At 73.0% G+C, this 18522-nt stretch carries 16 protein-coding genes and 1 pseudogene; 8 read left to right on the top strand and 9 right to left on the bottom strand.

All coding sequences use genetic code 11. The features are described from left to right. Window positions 1-44 precede the first annotated feature (44 nt). The 5 genes from AB0881_RS33800 to AB0881_RS33820 all read left to right on the top strand — a co-directional run bounded on the left by AB0881_RS33800 (window position 45) and on the right by AB0881_RS33820 (window position 7353). On the top strand, window positions 45-881 hold the full coding sequence (locus tag AB0881_RS33800; RefSeq protein WP_366623636.1) for a transporter substrate-binding domain-containing protein: 837 nt from the start codon (window positions 45-47) through the stop codon (window positions 879-881). Next, entirely contained in the window at window positions 878-1708 is an 831-nt protein-coding gene (locus AB0881_RS33805; RefSeq protein ID WP_366623638.1) for an amino acid ABC transporter permease, read from the top strand. Before AB0881_RS33800 ends, AB0881_RS33805 begins: the two co-directional genes overlap by 4 nt. Next, entirely contained in the window at window positions 1705-2526 is an 822-nt protein-coding gene (locus AB0881_RS33810) for an amino acid ABC transporter ATP-binding protein (RefSeq protein WP_366623639.1), read from the top strand. Before AB0881_RS33805 ends, AB0881_RS33810 begins: the two co-directional genes overlap by 4 nt. A gap of 255 nt (window positions 2527-2781) precedes the next feature. Continuing rightward, complete coding sequence (glnA, locus tag AB0881_RS33815) at window positions 2782-4143, top strand: type I glutamate--ammonia ligase (protein ID WP_366623641.1); 1362 nt, start codon at window positions 2782-2784, stop codon at window positions 4141-4143. Between the two features lie 144 nt (window positions 4144-4287). Next, on the top strand, window positions 4288-7353 hold the full coding sequence (locus tag AB0881_RS33820) for a bifunctional [glutamine synthetase] adenylyltransferase/[glutamine synthetase]-adenylyl-L-tyrosine phosphorylase (RefSeq protein WP_366623643.1): 3066 nt from the start codon (window positions 4288-4290) through the stop codon (window positions 7351-7353). On the opposite strand, the gene AB0881_RS33825 is transcribed toward AB0881_RS33820, so the two are convergent. Beyond that, window positions 7338-8336, bottom strand: a complete 999-nt coding sequence (locus AB0881_RS33825; RefSeq protein WP_366623645.1) for a phosphatase PAP2 family protein — start codon at window positions 8334-8336, stop codon at window positions 7338-7340. The genes AB0881_RS33820 and AB0881_RS33825 overlap by 16 nt on opposite strands. Window positions 8337-8551: 215 nt before the next feature. Between AB0881_RS33825 and AB0881_RS33830 the strand changes: the two genes are divergently transcribed. After that, a complete protein-coding gene (locus AB0881_RS33830) occupies window positions 8552-10117 on the top strand; it encodes an alpha/beta hydrolase (RefSeq protein ID WP_366623647.1) in 1566 nt (521 codons plus the stop codon). On the opposite strand, the gene AB0881_RS33835 is transcribed toward AB0881_RS33830, so the two are convergent. Beyond that, window positions 10114-10518, bottom strand: a complete 405-nt coding sequence (locus AB0881_RS33835; RefSeq protein ID WP_366623649.1) for an OsmC family protein — start codon at window positions 10516-10518, stop codon at window positions 10114-10116. The genes AB0881_RS33830 and AB0881_RS33835 overlap by 4 nt on opposite strands. Window positions 10519-10671: 153 nt before the next feature. After that, the gene (gene glnA, locus AB0881_RS33840; protein ID WP_366623651.1) at window positions 10672-12096 is read right to left on the bottom strand and encodes a type I glutamate--ammonia ligase; all 1425 of its coding nucleotides are present in this window, start codon (window positions 12094-12096) and stop codon (window positions 10672-10674) included. 175 nt (window positions 12097-12271) lie between these two features. On the opposite strand from glnA (AB0881_RS33840), the gene AB0881_RS33845 reads away from it, so the two are divergent. After that, the gene (locus AB0881_RS33845) at window positions 12272-12757 is read left to right on the top strand and encodes an RDD family protein (protein WP_366623653.1); all 486 of its coding nucleotides are present in this window, start codon (window positions 12272-12274) and stop codon (window positions 12755-12757) included. Window positions 12758-12814: 57 nt separating this feature from the next. Here AB0881_RS33845 and AB0881_RS33850 read toward each other — a convergent pair whose 3' ends face one another. Together AB0881_RS33850 and lipA are read right to left on the bottom strand one after the other, a co-directional pair. Continuing rightward, window positions 12815-13510, bottom strand: a complete 696-nt coding sequence (locus AB0881_RS33850) for a DUF4191 domain-containing protein (protein WP_366623655.1) — start codon at window positions 13508-13510, stop codon at window positions 12815-12817. A gap of 64 nt (window positions 13511-13574) precedes the next feature. Further along, the gene (gene lipA, locus AB0881_RS33855) at window positions 13575-14504 is read right to left on the bottom strand and encodes a lipoyl synthase (protein WP_366623657.1); all 930 of its coding nucleotides are present in this window, start codon (window positions 14502-14504) and stop codon (window positions 13575-13577) included. A 157-nt stretch (window positions 14505-14661) separates the two neighbouring features. On the opposite strand from lipA, the gene AB0881_RS33860 reads away from it, so the two are divergent. Next, window positions 14662-15168 (top strand): DUF1877 family protein, encoded by a 507-nt coding sequence (locus tag AB0881_RS33860; RefSeq protein WP_366623659.1) that lies wholly within the window; start codon window positions 14662-14664, stop codon window positions 15166-15168. Between the two features lie 19 nt (window positions 15169-15187). On the opposite strand, the gene lipB is transcribed toward AB0881_RS33860, so the two are convergent. The 4 genes and pseudogenes from lipB to AB0881_RS33880 form a co-directional block, all read right to left on the bottom strand. Further along, window positions 15188-15886 carry a lipoyl(octanoyl) transferase LipB gene (lipB, locus tag AB0881_RS33865; RefSeq protein ID WP_366623661.1) on the bottom strand — a complete coding sequence of 233 codons (699 nt, stop codon included), beginning with the start codon at window positions 15884-15886 and terminating at the stop codon, window positions 15188-15190. 17 nt (window positions 15887-15903) lie between these two features. After that, window positions 15904-16641: a peptidase E gene (locus AB0881_RS33870; protein WP_366623663.1), complete on the bottom strand. Its 738-nt coding sequence runs from the start codon at window positions 16639-16641 to the stop codon at window positions 15904-15906. Window positions 16642-16730: 89 nt separating this feature from the next. Then, window positions 16731-17639, bottom strand: a complete 909-nt coding sequence (locus AB0881_RS33875; RefSeq protein WP_366623665.1) for a TIGR01777 family oxidoreductase — start codon at window positions 17637-17639, stop codon at window positions 16731-16733. A 95-nt stretch (window positions 17640-17734) separates the two neighbouring features. Next, window positions 17735-18460, bottom strand: a pseudogene (locus AB0881_RS33880) (2-oxo acid dehydrogenase subunit E2); the annotation flags it as partial. Window positions 18461-18522 lie beyond the last annotated feature (62 nt).

Below are 18522 nucleotides of genomic sequence, written 5' to 3' on the forward strand. Positions count from 1 at the left end.
CCGCGCGGTAGGGTCCGGCGGTCTGCATAAAATCAGGAGGAATCGTGTCCGTACCAACCCCCCGGCGCCTCGCGCTGGGAACGGCGGCGGTCGCCCTCACGCTCGCGGCCGCGACGGCCTGCGGCGGCGACGAGGGCGCCACGGTGCAGGGCGTCAAGCTCATCAAGAAGGGGTCGCTGACCTCGTGCACCCACCTGCCCTACCCGCCCTTCCAGGAGGAGAAGGGCGGCAAGGTGGTCGGGTTCGACGTGGACATGATCGACCTGGTGGCCAAGAAGCTGGGCGTCACCCACAAGATCGTGGACACCCCGTTCGAGACCATGAAGACCGGCTCGGCGCTGAACGCCGGCAAGTGCGACATCGTCATGGGCGGCATGACGATCACGCCGGACCGGACCAAGTTCATGGACGTGTCCAAGCCCTACTTCGACGCCACCCAGGCGCTGCTGGCCAAGAAGGACAGCGGGATCACCTCGCTGGACGACGTCAAGACCAAGAAGCTCAAGCTCGGCTCCCAGGCGTCCACCACCGGCGAGGACTTCGTCAAGGGCAAGGGCTTCGACCCCCGCTCCTTCGACAACTCGACGGCCGAGCTGGACGGGCTGCGCACCGGCCAGGTCGACGTGATCGTGCAGGACGACCCGGTCGTGCGGGTCTGGCTGAAGGACCCCGCCACCGCCGCCAAGTACTCGATCGTGGCCAACCTGGAGACCGGTGAGCAGTACGGGTTCTGGATCCGCAAGGGCCACAACCCCAAGCTCGTCGAGCTGACCAACCAGGTCATCGCCGAGACGAAGGCGAACGGCACGTACAAGCAGATGTACGAGAAGTGGCTCGGCCCGATGCCCAAGACCGACGGATCGGGCGGCGGTACGCCGTGACGGCCGAGCCCGTGAAGACCGCGGCGCCGTCGGGCATGTCCCGGCGGCGCCGCCGCCGGCTCAGCCTGGGCGGCCAGTACACGCTGTTCTTCGCGGTGGTGCTGGTGATCGTGCTGCTGGCCGACTGGCCGCAGCTGCGGGCCAACTTCGCCAACCTGGACGTGGCGAAGGAGCTGTTCCCGGAGATCATCACGGTCGGGCTGCTCAACACGGCCGTCTACACCGGGCTCGGTTTCGTGCTCGGCCTGGTGGCGGGGCTCGTGGTGGCCCTGATGCGGCTGTCGTCGGTGGCCCCGTACCGCTGGTTCGCCACCGTCTACATCGAGATCTTCCGCGGGCTGCCGCTGCTGCTGATCTTCATCTTCGTCGGTGTCGGCGTGCCGCTGGCCTTCCCCGGGGCGAACGTCCCCGGCGGCGTCGCCGGGCAGGCGGGCCTGGCGCTCGGCCTGACCGCGACCGCGTACATGGCCGAGACGATCCGGGCCGGCATCGAGGCGGTGCCGCGCGGCCAGCTGGAGGCCGCCCGCTCGCTGGGCATGTCGCACGGCCGGGCGATGGTCTCGATCATCATCCCGCAGGCGTTCCGGATCATCATCCCGCCGCTGACGAACCAGCTGGTGCTGCTGTGCAAGGACTCCTCGCTGGTGCTCTTCCTGGGCGTCACGCTGGAGCAGCGCGAGCTGACGAAGTTCGGCCGCGACCTGGCGGGCCAGCAGGGCAACACCACGCCGATCATCGTGGCCGGCATCTGCTACCTGCTGCTCACGATCCCGCTGAGCCTGCTGGCGCGGCGGCTGGAGGCCCGGCAGCGGAGGGGGACCCGATGAGCGAGCCGGAGAACACGGCCGCGGCGCCCGGCGAGCGGGGCGCGATCGAGATCAGGGATCTGCACAAGTCGTTCGGGGCCAACGAGGTGCTGCGCGGCATCGACTTCCACGTCGAGCCGGGCGAGGTGGTCTGCGTGATCGGCCCGTCCGGGTCGGGCAAGTCCACCCTGCTGCGCTGCGTGAACCTGCTGGAGGAGCCGACGAAGGGGACGGTGCGGGTCGCCGGCGCCGAGGTCACCGACCCGGAGGTCGACATCGACGCCGTCCGCCGCCGGATCGGCATGGTGTTCCAGTCGTTCAACCTCTTCCCGCACCTCACCGCGCTCGGGAACGTCACCATCGCGCAGCGGAAGGTGCTCAAGCGCGGCAAGGCGGAGGCCGAGAAGACCGCGCGGGAGGTGCTGGAACGGGTCGGGCTGGCCGACAAGTTCGGGGCGTACCCGGCGCAGCTGTCGGGCGGCCAGCAGCAGCGCGTGGCGATCGCCCGCGCGCTGGCCATGGGCCCGGAGGTGATGCTCTTCGACGAGCCGACCTCCGCGCTGGACCCCGAGCTGGTCGGGGACGTGCTGGGCGTCATGCGGGAGCTGGCCGAGGAGGGGATGACCATGCTGGTCGTCACCCACGAGATGAGCTTCGCCCGCGAGGTGGCCGACCGGGTGGTGTTCATGGACGGCGGCGTCGTGGTCGAGGAGGGCCCGCCCGCCCAGGTGATCTCCGACCCGCGGCACGAGCGCACCCGGACGTTCCTGTCCCGCGTCCTGGACCCGGCCGCCGCCCGCGTCGGGGACGCCCGCGAGGCCGGCGGGGACGCCGGCTGAACCGCGCCGGGATGCCCCGCCCGCGCGCGGTGCGGGGCATCCCGGGATGTATGGCAGAGTTTGGAACGGTGTTATGGGTGGTTTCGCTCCAGGCCGAAGCGGCGATCGTCGTACGTAACGTCGCGGTAACAGCCGCCGGGCATACTGCAAGCTAGCCAGACCTGTCAGCACCTGCGGAAACGCCGGCCCTCGCGCACCGGGAAGACCACCGGGAACGGGCCGGACGCGGGCACGGCGTCGTCAGAGGAGAGGGCCTTGGACCGTCAGCAGGAGTTCGTGCTCCGCACGCTGGAGGAGCGCGACATCCGCTTCATCCGGCTGTGGTTCACCGACGTGCTCGGGTTCCTGAAGTCGGTGGCGGTGGCGCCCGCCGAGCTGGAGGGGGCGTTCGCCGAGGGCATCGGCTTCGACGGCTCGGCCATCGAGGGCTTCGCCCGGGTGTACGAGGCCGACATGATCGCCAAGCCGGACCCGTCCACGTTCCAGGTGCTGCCCTGGCGCAGCGAGGCGCCCGGCGTGGCGCGGATGTTCTGCGACATCCTGATGCCGGACGGCACGCCCAGCTTCGCCGACCCGCGGTACGTGCTCAAGCGCGCCCTGGCCCGGGCCGCCGATCTCGGCTTCACCTTCTACACCCATCCCGAGGTCGAGTTCTACCTGTTCAGGGACAAGCCGGAGGACGGCGGCGAGCCCGAGCCGGTGGACGCCGGCGGCTACTTCGACCACACCCCGCACAGCGCGGCGCACGACTTCCGGCGCAACGCGATCACGATGCTGGAGGCGATGGGCATCTCGGTGGAGTTCAGCCACCACGAGGGCGGCCCCGGCCAGCAGGAGATCGACCTGCGGTACGCCGACGCGCTCACCACCGCCGACAACATCATGACGTTCCGGCTGGTCATGAAGGAGGTCGCCCTGGAGCAGGGGGTGAACGCCTCGTTCATGCCGAAGCCGTTCACCGAGCACCCGGGCTCGGGCATGCACACCCACATGTCGCTGTTCGAGGGCGACCGCAACGCCTTCTACGAGCCGGGCGCCGAGTTCCAGCTCTCCAAGGTCGGCCGGGCGTTCATCGCGGGCGTGCTGCGGCACTCGGCGGAGCTCACCGCGGTGTGCAACCAGTTCGTCAACTCGTACAAGCGGCTGTGGGGCGGCGTCGGCTCCACGGCGGGCGCCGGCGGCGAGGCCCCCTCGTACATCTGCTGGGGGCACAACAACCGGTCCGCGCTGGTCCGCGTCCCGATGTACAAGCCGCAGAAGGGCCACGCGACGCGGATCGAGTTCCGGTCGCTGGACACCGCCGCGAACCCGTACCTGGCGTTCGCCGCCATCCTGGGCGCGGGCCTCAAGGGCATCGAGGAGGGGTACGAGCTGCCCGCCGGCGCCGAGGACGACGTGTGGGCGCTGACCTCGGCCGAGCGCCGCGCGATGGGCATCGAGCCGCTCCCGCAGAGCCTGGACGAGGCGATCCACGCGATGGAGCGCAGCGAGCTGATGGCGGACGTGCTGGGCGAGCACGTCTTCGACTTCTTCCTGCGCAACAAGCGCGCGGAGTGGGAGGAGTACCGCCGCCAGGTCACCGAGTTCGAGCGCCGGCGGCTGCTCGCCGTCCTGTAGCCGGCCCGGCCCCTCCCGGCCGCCACCGGCCAGCGGCGTAACGCCTGGTCGGGGGCGATGGTGAGGGTAACGCAGCGAAATCGCAACCTTTCCGGGGGCCCGATCGCGCTCGGCGGCGGGCCGTACCGGATTACGGTTGAGGCCGTGAGCGAGCCGTGGACATCCGACCGCCGTCCCTCCCTGACCGGCCGGCTGGCCCGGCTCGGGTTCACCGACGCAGGCCGCGCCGAGCGCGCGCTGCTGGAGGCCGCCCGCGCGGGCACCGCCCTCGACGACGACGCGCTGGACGCCCTCGGCGGTACGGCGGACCCCGACCTGGCGCTGGACGGCCTGCTGCGGCTCCTGGCGGCGGCCGACGCGGCGGGGGAGGGCGGCGAGCTGCGCGCGGCGCTCGGCAAGGACGGCACCGTCCGCGAGCGGCTGCCCGCCGTCCTCGGCGTGAGCGCGGCCCTCGGCGACCACCTCGTCCGGCATCCGGGCCACTGGCGGGCGCTGGACGAGGCTGGAGCGCTCCAGCCCGCCCCCGGCGCCGCCGGGCTCCGCGCGGCGCTGCTGGCGGCCGTGGGCGCCGATCCGGACGCCGCCGAGCCGGTCGCCGCGGAGGCGGGCACCGCGGTGCTGGTGGCGCTGCGGGCGGAGTACCGGTGGCACCTGCTGGCCCTGGCCGGCCGCGACCTGGCCGGCGTCGCGGACGTCGCGGCGGTGGCGGCCGAGCTGGCCGACCTGGCCGCGGCGGCGCTGGAGGCCGGGCTCGCCGTCGCCCGCGCCGAGGTGCCCGGGCACGCGTCCTGCCGGCTCGCGGTGATCGGCATGGGCAAGTGCGGCGGCCGCGAGCTCAACTACGTCAGCGACGTCGACGTGATCTTCGTGGCGGAGGCCCGCGACGGCGAGGGCACGGGCGAGGACGCCGCGCTGCGGACCGCGACCCGGCTCGCCTCGGCGCTCATGCGCGCCTGCTCCACCAGCACCCCCGAGGGCGCCCTCTGGGAGGTGGACGCCGGACTGCGCCCCGAGGGCAAGGCCGGGCCGCTGGTGCGCACCCTGGCCAGCCACCGCGCCTACTACGAGCGCTGGGCCAAGACCTGGGAGTTCCAGGCCCTGCTCAAGGCCCGCCCGGTGGCCGGCGACGCGGAGCTGGGCGAGCGCTACCTGGCGGCGATCACCCCGCTGATCTGGAAGGCCGCGGCGGGGGAGGGCTTCGTCGAGGACGTCCAGGGCATGCGCCGCCGGGTCGAGGCCCACCTCAACGAGCGCGACCCCGAGGCCGACCGGCAGCTCAAGCTCGGCCCCGGCGGGCTGCGGGACGTCGAGTTCGCCGTCCAGCTGCTCCAGCTCGTGCACGGCCGCGCCGACGAGACGCTGCGCGGCGCCGGCACGCTGGGCGCGCTCACCGCGCTGTCGGCGGGCGGGTACGTGGGGCGCGACGACGCCGCGGCCCTCACCTCGGCGTACCGGTTCCTGCGCCGCGTCGAGCATCTCGTCCAGCTGCACCGGCTGCGCCGCACCCACACGGTGCCGGACGACCCCGCCGACCTGCGCCGCCTAGGCCGCGCCCTCGGCCTGCGCACCGAGCCGGTCGGCGAGTTCACCGCGCTGTGGCGGCGGCACGCCCGCGAGGTCCGCCGCATCCACGAGAAGCTCTTCTACCGGCCGCTGCTGCGCGCCGTCGCGCGGCTCCCCGGGCAGGAGGCCCGGCTCACCCCCGAGGCCGCCCGGACCCGGCTCGTCGCGCTCGGCTACAACGACCCGGCCGGGGCGCTGCGGCACATCGAGGCGCTCACCGCGGGCGTCTCGCGCCGCGCCGCGATCCAGCGGACCCTGCTGCCGGTGATGCTCGGCTGGTTCGCCGACGCGCCCGACCCCGACGCGGGCCTGCTCGGGTTCCGGCAGGTGAGCGACGCCCTCGGCACCACCCCCTGGTACCTGCGGCTGCTCCGCGACGAGGTGACCGTCGCCGAGCGGATGGCGTGGGTGCTCGGCTCCAGCCGGTACGCCACCGACCTGCTGCTGCGCGCCCCCGAGGCGGTGACGATGCTCGGCGACTCCGCCGAGCTGGCACCCCGCCCGTACGAGGCGCTGCGCACCGAGGCGCTGGCCGCCGTCCGCCGCCGTACCGAGCCGGGCGCGTCCGCCGAAGGGGGCGCCAGGGCCTCCGCCGAGGACGCCGTCGCCGTCGTGCGCGGGCTGCGCCGCCGCGAGCTGTTCCGGGTGGCGGTCGCCGACCTGCTCGACCTCACCGGCGTACGGGAGGTCGGCGAGGCGCTCACCGACATCGCCGCCGTGACCGTCGAGGCCGCCCTCCGGGCCGCCATCGACGAGATGGAGGCCGAGCGCCGCGAGCCGCTGCCGACGCGGATGGCGGTCGTCGCGATGGGCCGGTTCGGCGGCCACGAGCTGGGCTACGGCAGCGACGCCGACGTGATGTTCGTGCACGACCCGCTGCCGGGCGCCGACGAGCGGGAGGCGGGCCGCGCCGCGCACGCGGTGGCCGAGGAGCTGCGCCGGCTGCTCGCGCTGCCCGCCCCCGACCCGCCGCTGGAGATCGACCCCAACCTGCGGCCCGAGGGCCGGCAGGGGCCGCTGGTGCGCACGCTCGCCTCGTACGCCGCGTACTACGCCCGCTGGTCGGCCCCCTGGGAGAGCCAGGCGCTGCTGCGCGCCGACGCGATCATCGGCGACCCGGAGCTGTGCGAGCGGTTCCGCGCCCTGATCGACCCGGTCCGCTTCCCCGAGGACGGCATCGATGACGACGCCGTACGGCAGATCCGGCGGCTGAAGGCCCGGATGGAGTCCGAGCGGCTCCCGCGCGGCGTCGACCGCAGGCTGCACACCAAGCTCGGGCCGGGCGGGCTGTCGGACGTCGAATGGGTCGTCCAGCTGCTCCAGCTCCGGCACGGCCACGACGTCCCCGCCCTGCGCACCACCCGTACGCTGGCGGCCCTGGACGCGGCGGCCGCCGCCCGCCTCCTCGACGCCGAGGACGCCACCGTCCTGGCGGAGGCGTGGCGGCTGGCGACCCGCATCCGCGGCACCGTGATGCTCGTCCGGGGCCGCGCCTCCGACCTGCTGCCGACCGACCACCACAAGGAGCGCAGCGCCGCCGCCCGCGTCCTCGGCTACCCCGGGACGGGCGACCTGCTGGAGGACTACCGCAGGCACGCCCGCCGGGCCAGGGCCGTCGTCGACCGCGTCTTCTACGGCGTCACCTGATCACGGGCCGCCCGGTCACGGGCCGCCTGCTTCGGGACGTCCGCGGCCCTGCCCGGCCGGGCCCCGGAGACGCCCCCGACGGTCTCCGGGGCCGGCGCGGGAGCCTTCGCGCGCGGCGGCACGATCAGCAGGAACGCGGCGTGCCGCAGCACCGGGGCCGCCGCCCGCGCCCCCAGCCGCCTCAGCTGCGCCGGGTAGCGGTGGTACAGCAGCCACGACACCGCCAGCGCGCCGGCGATCAGCGCGATCCCGGCGACCGCGTCCAGCAGGTAGTGGTTGGCCGTGGCGAGGATGACCGCGACCGTGGTCAGCGGGTACAGCACGCCCAGCGCCTTCAGCCAGCGCCGGGTGGCCAGCCGCACCAGCGCGAACCCGCACCACAGCGCCCAGCCGGCGTGCATCGACGGCATCGCCGCGTACTGGTTGGTGAACGACCCCGAGGCGTCGCCCGAGTACAGGCCCAGCGAGTTCAGCGCGGTGACCGGGTCGACGAAGCCCTCGTCCCCCAGGAAGCGCGGCGGCGCGAGCGGGAACAGCCAGAAGCCGATCAGCGCCAGCCCGGTGGCGGCCATCAGCCCCGTGCGCAGCCAGCGGTAGTCGTGCGGCCGGCTCCGGTAGATCCACACCACCACCGCGAGCGTCACCGCGAAGTGCGCGGTGGCGTAGAAGACGTTGGCGGTGCGCGCCAGCCAGGACACCGACAGCAGCGTCTGGTTCATCGCCAGCTCGATGTCGATCCCGATGGCGCGTTCGAACCCGAGGATCCGGTCGGCGTTCGCGAACGCCTGCGCGGGCCCGTCCTGGACCAGGACGATGCGCGTCAGCGAGTAGGCGGCGTAGAAGAGGGCGATCAGCAGCAGCTCCCGCCACAGCGGCGGCGCGGTGAGCGCCCGCGGGAGCGGCGGCCGTGCGGTCCGCGGCGGGGTGGCCTCGCGGACCTGGTCGGTGCGGCCGCCGGGGGGCGGCGGGGCGATTTGCGCCATGCTCGCAACTCTGCCGCGCGGCCGTCCTTTTGAGATCACCGGCGCGGACGGTCTTGCTCTCAGACCTGAGTAGTACGACCCTGGCGCGGGATCCGGACTTTCGGGTGAGGCGTCTCGGGGTCGCGGAGTAGACCGAGGTCAGGGGTCCGCACGCATCGTTCTCCAGGACGATGGGTAGGCCAGCAGCGTCCCCCCGTGATCGGAACGGAGGGGTGATGGGACGCACGGGCGCGGCCTCCGCGGCCCTGTCGGCCCTCGTCCTGTGCGCGCTGCCGGCCTGCTCGGGCGGCGGCGGCGAGCCCCCGGACCCGGGCCCCGAGGACCGGCTGCCGGCCGCGATCACCGGGCAGCGCCCGTCCTGGGGGCCGTGCCGCGACCTGCGGGCGCGCACCGGCTCCCCGTCCCGCTCGCCGGCGCCCGCGCCCGCCCCCGAATGCGCGACCGTCACCGTCCCGCTGGACTATTCCGAGCCGGACGGCGACACCATCAGCCTCGCCCTCATCCGCGCCCGCGCGACCGGCCCGGGGGAGCGGATCGGGTCGCTGGTCTTCAACTTCGGCGGCCCGGGCGGCTCCGGCGTCGACGCGCTCGCCGAGTCCCTCGACCGGTACGAGCGCCTCCGCACCCGGTACGACCTGGTGGGCCTCGACCCGCGCGGGGTGGGCCGCAGCGCCCCCGTCACCTGCGTCGACGACCGGCGGATGGACGAGCTCACCGCCATGGACGACTCGCCCGACAACGCCGCCGAGGAGCGCGCCTTCCTCGACGCGCGGCTGTCCTACGACAAGGGCTGCCAGGCCCGCGCCGGCCGCGTCCTGCCGTACGTCGGGACGCCCTCCGCCGCCCGCGACCTGGACGTGGTCCGCACCGTCCTGGGCGACGCGCGGCTGCACTACTTCGGGATCTCGTACGGGACGTGGCTCGGCGGCAGCTACGCCCACCAGAAGCCGCGCACGGTCGGGCGGGCCGTCCTGGACGGCGCCGTGGACACCAGGATCGGCGACGTGGAGCTGGACCTCCAGCAGACCGCCGCGTTCCAGCGCGCGCTCGGCGCGTTCGCCGCGTCCTGCGCGGGCCAGGGCACGACCGCCTGCCCGCTCGGCCGCGACGGGGAACAGGTGCTCGCGAAGGTGGGCGGTATCCTCGGCGGGCTGGACGCCCGGCCGCTGCCCACCGGCGACCCGGCGGGCCGGACCCTCACCCAGAGCCTCGGCGTCACCGGCGTCATGGCCGCGCTCTACTCCGCCGACCTGTGGCCGGTGCTGCGCGAGGGCCTCACCGAGGCCGCCGACGCGGAGGACGGGAGCAAGCTGCTCGCCCTCGCCGACCTCCAGCTCGGCCGCCGCCCGGACGGCCGCTACACCAACTCCGTCGCCGCCAACACCGCCATCACCTGCGCCGACACCGCCGAACGCCACACCCTCGACCAGGTGCGGCGGCTGGTCCCGCGCTTCACGAAGGCGTCACCGGTCTTCGGGCCCTCGATGGCCTGGGGCCTCCTCCAGTGCACCGGATGGCCGGTCAAGGGCGACCGCGACGCCGGCGAGGTGAGCGCCCCGGGCGCCGCGCCCATCCTCGTCGTCGGCAACACCGGCGACCCCGCCACCCCGTACGCCTGGGCGCCCGCCCTCACCCGCGAACTCGGCGGGAAGGCCGCCCTCCTCAGCCTCAAGGGCGAGGGGCACGGCGCGTACGGCACCGGGAACGCCTGCGTCCGCAAGGCCGTCGACCGCTACCTCCTGGAAGGCGACGTCCCCCGGAACGGCACCACCTGCGGCTAGGGCAGGATCTGCTCCACCTTCATCGGCTCCTTGAGCGCGTTGCCGACGGTGCAGTAGCGCTCGTTGACCCGCTTGGCCACGGCCCTGAAGACCTCGTCCGCCTTCGCGGTGCCCTCGGGACCGTCGGGCAGCTCCACGTCGTACTCGATCCGGATCGTGCCCAGCGTGCTGGTGGCGATCTTGTCGGCCGACACCGTCGCGGCCAGCCGCACCAGCCGGTGCCCGCGCTTGGCCGTCAGCGGCTCCACCGTCACGATCTCGCACCCGCCCAGCGCCGCCAGCAGCAGCTCCACGGGCGTGAACACGCCCTCCTCGTCGCCGGACCCGATCGCGACCCGCGCCCCGCGGTCGTTGGTCGCCTCGAACCCGTCGTCGGTCCGCTTCACGTTCACGGCGGTCATCAGGAGCTCCCTCGCTCGCCCGGTGATGGTTCGCGCTGATCGTCCGCGCTCCCCGATCATCGCAAACCAGGACCGCCCCCGCGTTCTTCCCGCAAGCCGGAGCCCCCGCCGCCCGGAAGGACGGCGGGGGCTCCGGCGGGCCGGCCACGCGGCCTAGATGTCGTAGTAGAGCTCGAACTCGTGGGGGTGGGGGCGGAGGCGGATCGGGTCGATCTCGAACTCGCGCTTCATCGCGATGTACGTCTCGACCAGGTCCGGCGTGAAGACGCCGCCCTCCAGCAGGTAGTCGTGGTCGGCCTCCAGCGAGTCCAGGACGCCCTCCAGCGAGCCGGGCACCTGCGGGATCGCGCGGGCCTCCTCCGGCGGCAGCTCGTAGAGGTCCTTGTCGACCGGCTCGGCGGGCTCGATCTTGTTCTTGATGCCGTCCAGGCCGGCCATCAGCATCGCCGAGAACGCCAGGTACGGGTTGCAGGACGGGTCGGGCACCCGGAACTCGATCCGCTTGGCCTTCGGGTTGGAGCCGGTGATCGGCACCCGGATGCAGGCCGACCGGTTCCGCTGCGAGTAGACCAGGTTGACCGGGGCCTCGAAGCCGGGGACGAGGCGGTGGTACGAGTTGACCGTCGGGTTCGTGAACGCCAGCAGCGACGGCGCGTGCTTGAGCAGGCCGCCGATGTAGTAGCGCGCGTTGTCCGACAGGCCCGCGTAGCCGACCTCGTCGTAGAACAGCGGCGAGCCGTCCTTCCACAGCGACTGGTGGCAGTGCATGCCCGAGCCGTTGTCACCGAAGATCGGCTTGGGCATGAACGTCACGGTCTTGCCGGCGGCGCGCGCGACGTTCTTCACGATGTACTTGTAGAGCAGCAGGTTGTCGGCCGTCTTCAGCAGCGTGTCGAAGCGGAAGTCGATCTCGGCCTGGCCGGCGGTGCCGACCTCGTGGTGCTGCATCTCGACCTGGATGCCCGAGGCGATCAGCTGGGCGACCATCTCCGAGCGCAGGTCGGTGTAGTGGTCCATCGGCGGGACCGGGAAGTAGCCGCCCTTGTACGGGGGCTTGGCGCCCAGGTTGCCGCCGGGCTCCTCGCGGCCGGTGTTCCAGGCGCCCTCGATCGAGTCGAGGAAGTAGTAGCCCGCGTTCTCCTTGGTCTCGAAGCGGACGTCGTCGAAGATGTAGAACTCCGCCTCGGGGCCGAAGTAGCAGGTGTCGGCGATCCCGGTGCCGCGCAGGTAGTCCTGGGCCTTCTTGGCGACGTTGCGCGGGTCCCGGCTGTAGGCCTCGCCGGTCAGCGGGTCGTGCACGAAGAAGTTCAGGATCAGCGTCTTGTGCTGCCGGAACGGGTCGAGCACCGCGGTGCCCGGGTCGGGCAGCAGGAGCATGTCGGACTCGTGGATCTCCTGGAACCCGCGGACCGACGACCCGTCGAACATCAGCCCCTCGGTGAAGACGCTCTCGCCGAAGCTCTCCACGGGGAACGTGAAGTGCTGCATCTTGCCCGGCAGGTCCACGAACCGGCAGTCGACGAAACGCACGTCCTCGTTCCTGATGAAGCTCAGGACCTCATCGGCGCTGCTGAACATCCAGCCTCCTTGGGGCGCTTTACGGCTCCCGGCAGCCTAGGAACCGGCCGTTTCCCGGCCGTGTCCCGTATGTTTCGGCTGTGTTACGCATCACTCTGTGGTTTGCGTCACGTCCCCACGGGGTCCTGCCCGGGGCCGGGTAAGAGCCCGGCCAGGTAGCGGATACCGTATGGTCATGAGCACCGGTAAGGAGCGCCCGGCCGCGGGGACGCGGTGGACGCAGACGTGGCTGGGAGGCGCCCGCTCGGCCGGGGCCGACCTCGGTACGCCGGGGACGCGGCTGGGCCTGCCGGAGAAGGGCAGCGGCGCCGTCGCCGGCTACGGCCGCCGGCTGGTGGCCCTCTTCGTCGACTGGGGCGTGTCCCTGCTGATCGCCACCTTCCTGACCCGGGCGTTCGACTGGGAGCCTGCGCAGCGCAGCATGTGGACGCTCGTCGTGTTCGGCGTCATGGTCTGGCTGCTGACCGGGCTGCTCGGCACCACCATCGGCAAGCGGCTGGCCGGCATCCGGGTCGTCCGCCTCGACGGCCGCCCGGTCGGGCCGCTCTGGTCGCTGGCGCGGACGTTCCTGCTCCTGCTGGTCGTGCCCGCGCTGGTCTGGGACCGCGACTACCGCGGCCTGCACGACCGCGCCGCCAACACGGTCGTCGTCAACTTCTAGCCGCACGCACGAAAAAAGCGCCCCTCGGGGCGCTTTCCTCGTTCCGGGCCGGACGCCTCAGCGGGTCTTGGGCTTGGGGCCCTTCGGCATCCGGGCGCCCTTGGGGATGGGGCCCTTGGGCATCTGCATGTTGCGGGGGAGGGCCTGCAGCCGGTCGTTCAGCTCGGCGACCTGGCCCTTGGTGAGGTTGCGGGGCAGCTTCATCAGGTGGCGCTGGAGCTTGCCGACCGGGATCTGGCCCTCCTCCTCACCGACCTGCACGTCGTAGATCGGGACCTGCTGGGCCGCGCGGGAGATGCGCTTCTTCTCCGCGCCCAGCAGCGGGCCCACCCGGTTGCGCGGGCCCTCGGACACCAGGATCACGCCGGGGCGGCCGACCGCGCGGTGCACCATGTCCAGGTTGCGGTTGCCGCTCACCGCCTCGGTGACCGTCCAGCCGCCGCGCATGTTCTTCAGGATCGCGGCGGCCGCCCCCGGCTGCCCGGCGATCACCTTGTACTGCGCGCGCTGCGCCAGCTGGCCGAACACGATCATGCCCACGGCGACCGCGGCCAGGACCCCCAGCGGGATGAAGAACCACAGCTGGCCGAAGATCAGCCCGATCAGGATGACGACGACCAGGGTCCCGATCGCCGACGCGAACACGATCGGCAGGGCCTTCGGGTCGGCCTGCCGGAGGACCTGGGCGACCATGCGGATCTGCTTGAGGCGGCCCGGACGCTCCTGGCCTCCGTCCGTGGGCTTTTTCGACATGCCTACAAGGATAGTCCGGTCTGGACCTTGTCCGGGTTCCGGGGAACGCCGCCGGACGCGCCGCTCAGCTGCTGCGCGCCTCGATCGCCTGCTTGTAGAGGCGGCCCGCGCGGTAGCTGGAGCGCACGAGCGGCCCCGACATCACGCCCGCGTACCCGATCTCCTCGGCCTCCGCGTTCAGCTCCACGAACTCCTCGGGCTTGACCCAGCGCTCCACCGGGTGGTGCCGCGGGGTCGGCCGCAGGTACTGCGTGATGGTGATCAGCTCGCAGCCGGCCTCGTACAGGTCGCGCAGCGCCTCGGAGATCTCCTCGCGGGTCTCGCCCATGCCCAGGATGAGGTTGGACTTGGTGACCAGCCCGGCCTCGCGGGCGCGGGTGATGACCTCCAGCGAGCGCTCGTACCGGAAGCCGGGACGGATCCGCTTGAAGATCCGCGGCACCGTCTCGACGTTGTGCGCCAGCACCTCCGGGCGGGAGGAGAAGACCTCGGCCAGCTGCTCGGGACGGGCGTTGAAGTCGGGGATCAGCAGCTCGACGCCGCAGCCGGGGACGGCCGCGTGGATCTGCCGGACGGTCTCGGCGTACAGCCAGGCGCCGCCGTCCTCCAGGTCGTCGCGCGCGACGCCCGTGACGGTGGCGTACCGGAGCTCCATGGTCCGCACCGACTCGGCCACCCGCCGCGGCTCGTCGCGGTCCAGCGCCGCCGGCCTGCCGGTGTCGATGTTGCAGAAGTCGCAGCGCCGGGTGCACTGGTCGCCGCCGATGAGGAACGTGGCCTCGCGGTCCTCCCAGCACTCGAAGATGTTGGGGCAGGCCGCCTCCTGGCAGACCGTGTGCAGGCCCTCGGACTTCACCAGGCCGATGAGCTCCCGGTACTGAGGCCCCATCTTCAGCCGGGTCTTGATCCATTCGGGCTTGCGCTCGATCGGGGTCTGGCTGTTGCGGGCTTCAATGCGCAGGAGCTTGCGCCCCTCGGGTGTCACCGTCGTCACTCCTTCAGGGTACGTCCCGATGCCCGGTGCCCCCACATCCGCAATGAAGATCACACTTCGCAACCAGGCCGATATCAGGGTTTCTCCCATGGACACCACCTGATCTCCTAAGGTGACTCCCTGTCGCCAAGCAGAGACGTCAGCAGGAGGATCCACCGTGGGCCTGGCCATGTCGTACCTCAGGGTGCCGCCCGTGCTGGAAGGGGAGCGGGATCCGGGCGCGATCGCCCGCCTGATCTTCGGTGCCTCCGACTGGCGGCGCAGGCAGCCCGCCCCCTGCGTCCTGGACCTGGGCGGCGGCTGGCAGGCGCTGCACTACCTGATCACCGGCGACCCGTGGGACGGGCGCCCGCCGGAGGCCGACGTGGTCTGCGGCGGCCGGCTGCTGACCGAGGACGGGACGGGCGAGCTGGGCGCCGACGTCATCTACCTGGCGCCCGACCGGGTGAAGCCCGCCGCCGACCAGCTGGCGGCCACACCGTACGCGGAGCTCGCCGGCCGGTACGACCCGGCCGCCATGGCCGCCGCCGGCGTGCAGGACGCCGCCGCCCTCGGGCCCGACCCGGCGACGCTGGAGCCGGCGTACGGCGGCCTGGCCCGGTTCTTCCGGGCGGCGGCCGACGACGGCCAGGCCGTCTACAAGGTGATGGCCGAGCGCGGCTAGCCGCCGCCCGCCGGGGCCGTCAGAGCTGCGCGATGGTGCGGTGGACGTAGCCCTCCGCGCCCAGCACCTTCGCCAGGTGCCGCTCGGCCAGCGGGGTCACCTCGGCCACGCCGACCTCGCGGCCCAGCTCGGCGCTGAGCGAGGTGGACCCCGCGTCGCGGATGCCGCACGGGACGATCCGGTCGAACCAGCCGAGGTCGTTGTCGCAGTTGAGCATGAACCCGTGCATCGCCACGCCGCGCGACACCCGGATCCCGATGGAGCCGATCTTGCGGTCGGGCGTCCCGGGCACCCACAGCCCGCTGCGGCCCTCGACGGTGACCGTCTCCAGGCCGAACTCGGCGCAGACGTCCATCATCATCCGCTCCAGCAGCCGGACGTAGGCGACGACGTCCACCGGGTCGGGCAGCTTCACGATCGGGTACCCGGTGAGCTGCCCGGGGCCGTGCCAGGTGATCTTGCCGCCGCGGTCCACGTCCACCACCGGGGCGCCGGGGTCGCCGAACGGGCGGTCCAGCGCCTCGGTGCGCTTGCCCGCCGTGTAGACCGGGCGGTGCTCCAGCAGCAGCACGGTGTCGGGGATCTCGTCGTTCACCCGGCGCTCGTGGGTGCGCCGCTGCAGGTCCCAGCCGTCCTCGTAGGGCACCGCCGCCGCCCCGAAGCCCACATGCACGATGACCAGTTCGCGCGCCGTCGCGCGTACGTCTACCTCGCTCACGCCCCTCAGCTTATGCCTCAGAGGTCGGCGAGCAGCCGCGGGTCGATCCGGCTCTCCTTGGCGGTGCCGGGCCCGTCCGGCTCCACGCGGTAGGCGCCGGCGCCCCGGACGTACGAGACGGCCTGCACGAACTCGGTGCCCACGTAGTGCAGCGCGACGCCCTCGTCGGCCGCGTACCCGCCGGGCAGCGTGCCCTCCCCGACGAGCTGCTGCAGCAGCGGGCGCCGCTGCTCGTCGCTGTCGTAGTGGACGCCGCAGGAGTACGGCAGCAGGCCCAGCCCGCCGGTCACCGCCCGCAGCCGCGGCCCGTAGGAGTCGGTGGTGCCGCCCGCGTGCCAGCACAGCGCGCCCGCGCTCTGCCCGGCCAGCACGACGCCCGACTCCCAGGCCGCGCGCATGATCTCGTCGAGGCCGTGCGCCCGCCAGACCGCCAGCAGGTTGACCACGCTGCCGCCGAACACGTACACGAGGTCCTGGGCGAGCAGGTGCGCGCGCATGCCGGGCACGTTCGGCATCGGGAACAGGGCCAGATGGCTCACCTCGGCGTCCAGCCGGCTGAACGCGGCGTACGCGCGCCCGATGCGCGCCTGGTCGTCGCCGCAGGCGGTGGCCAGGAAGCAGATCCGGGGCCGGTCCTGGCCGGTGAGGTCGAGCGCGTAGCGCATCAGGGGGCTCGGGACCATCCCGTCGCGGTCGTCGGGGACGAAGTCGCCGCCGCCGATGGCGAGGATGTGGGGCTGTCCGTCGGTGCTCATGAAGCTCACCGTACGGGCATGATCGAGCGCTGAGGGTGACTTTCGGAAATCTCGGCGGCGGGGATCCGGCCGCGCTCACCGGTCCTCGCTCACCGGTCCTTCAGGGCGGCCTTCAGCGCCCCGCCGAGCTCCGGGTGGGCGAACGCGAAACCGGTCTCCTCCAGCCGCCGCGGCACGATCCGCTGGCTGATCAGCACCCCCTCGTCCGCGAAGCCGCGCAGCGCCGCGCGCAGCGCGACCGCCGGGACGGGGACGACCGCGGGCCGGTGCAGGGCGCGGCCGAGCGCCCTGGTGTACGCGGCGTTGGTGACCGGGTTCGGGGCGACGAGATTGACCGGGCCCGCCATACCCTCTGTGCCTTCCGTGCCGGGCGTCCCGATCAGGTGCTTCAGCGCCGCCACCGTGTCGTGCAGCGTGATCCAGCTGAGCCACTGGCGGCCGTTCCCCAGCGGTCCGCCGAGACCGAGCCTGAACAGCGGGAGCGTCCGCCCGAGGTAGCCGCCGCGGGCCGTCAGCACCACACCGGTGCGCGGATGGACGACCCGTACGCCCGCCTCCGCCGCCGGGGCGGCCGCGGCCTCCCAGTCGCGGACCAGCTCGGCCAGGAACCCCTCGCCGAGCGGGCCGGACTCGTCGGTCTCCCGGCCGCCGGTGCCGCCGTAGTACCCGATCGCGGAGCCCGAGACGAACACGTCCGGCCCGGCCCGTGCGACGGCCTCGGCGAGCGTCCGCGTCCCCTGGATCCGGCTCTCCCGGATCAGCCGCTTGCGCGCCGGCGTCCACGGCCGGTCGCCGACCCCGGCCCCGGCCAGGTGGACGACGGCGGCGGCGCCCTCCAGGGCCGCGGGACCGACCATGCCGCGCGGGTCCCAGCGCGCCTCGTCGGGATCGGCGGGGGGCCGCCGTACGAGCCGCACCACCCGATGCCCGTCGAGCCGCAGCGCGCGCACGAGGGCCGTACCGATGAGTCCGCTCGCTCCGGACACGACCACCTTCATGCCGCCACCCTAGAACGGGCCGCCGCCCCCATACGGGAGGACCCCGCCGCTCCGGACGGAACGGCGGGGTCCTCGGACGGCCGCGAGGGCGGGGCTCAGAGGCCGAGCTCGGCCTCGAAGTTGCCCTCCTCGAGACGGTGCTTGATCGTGCCCAGGAAGCGGGCCGCGTCGGCGCCGTCGATGAGGCGGTGGTCGTAGCTCAGCGCCAGGTACATCATCGAGCGCACCGCGATGACCTCGCCCAGCTCCGGGTCCTCGATGACGGCGGGGCGCTTGACGACGGCGCCGGTGCCGAGCATGCCGACCTGCGGCTGGTTGAGGATCGGCGTGTCGAACAGCGCGCCGCGGCTGCCGGTGTTGGTCAGCGTGAACGTGCCGCCGGCCAGCTCGTCCGGGCTGACCTTGTTGGTGCGGGTCCGCTCGGCCAGGTCGGCGATCCGCTGCGCCAGGCCGCCCAGGTTGAGCTGGCCGGCGTTGTGGACGACCGGGACCATCAGGCCGCGCTCGGGCACGTCGACGGCGAGGCCGAGGTTCTCCACGTCGTGGTAGGTGACCTCGTTGGTCTCGCTGTTGATGACGGCGTTGAGCTTGGGGTGGACCTTGAGGGCCTCGACCGTCGCCTGCGCGAAGAACGGCATGAACGACAGCTTCACGCCCTCGCGGGCCTGGAAGTCGGCCTTGGCCCGGTCGCGGAGCCGCGCGATCTTGGTGACGTCGACCTCGACCACGGTGGTGAGCTGCGCCGAGACCTGCAGCGACTCGACCATCCGGCGGGCGATGGTCTGCCGGATGCGGGTCATCTTCTCGGTCTTGCCGCGCAGCGCGAGCTGCTCGGCGGGCGCGGCGGCCCACGCCACAGCACACCTATCAAATCCTCACCAAG

The organism is Spirillospora sp. NPDC029432 (assembly GCF_040703975.1).
Lineage (GTDB): Bacteria > Actinomycetota > Actinomycetes > Streptosporangiales > Streptosporangiaceae > Spirillospora.

Coding starts and splice junctions, on each gene's coding strand:
- AB0881_RS33810 (WP_366623639.1), top strand. CDS start 1,705: ATGAGCGAGCCGGAGAACACGGCCGCGGCGCCCGGCGAGCGGGGCGCG.
- AB0881_RS33825 (WP_366623645.1), bottom strand. CDS start 8,336: ATGGCGCAAATCGCCCCGCCGCCCCCCGGCGGCCGCACCGACCAGGTC.
- AB0881_RS33830 (WP_366623647.1), top strand. CDS start 8,552: ATGGGACGCACGGGCGCGGCCTCCGCGGCCCTGTCGGCCCTCGTCCTG.
- AB0881_RS33835 (WP_366623649.1), bottom strand. CDS start 10,518: ATGACCGCCGTGAACGTGAAGCGGACCGACGACGGGTTCGAGGCGACC.
- glnA (WP_366623651.1), bottom strand. CDS start 12,096: ATGTTCAGCAGCGCCGATGAGGTCCTGAGCTTCATCAGGAACGAGGAC.
- AB0881_RS33845 (WP_366623653.1), top strand. CDS start 12,272: ATGAGCACCGGTAAGGAGCGCCCGGCCGCGGGGACGCGGTGGACGCAG.
- AB0881_RS33850 (WP_366623655.1), bottom strand. CDS start 13,510: ATGTCGAAAAAGCCCACGGACGGAGGCCAGGAGCGTCCGGGCCGCCTC.
- AB0881_RS33870 (WP_366623663.1), bottom strand. CDS start 16,641: ATGAGCACCGACGGACAGCCCCACATCCTCGCCATCGGCGGCGGCGAC.
- AB0881_RS33875 (WP_366623665.1), bottom strand. CDS start 17,639: ATGAAGGTGGTCGTGTCCGGAGCGAGCGGACTCATCGGTACGGCCCTC.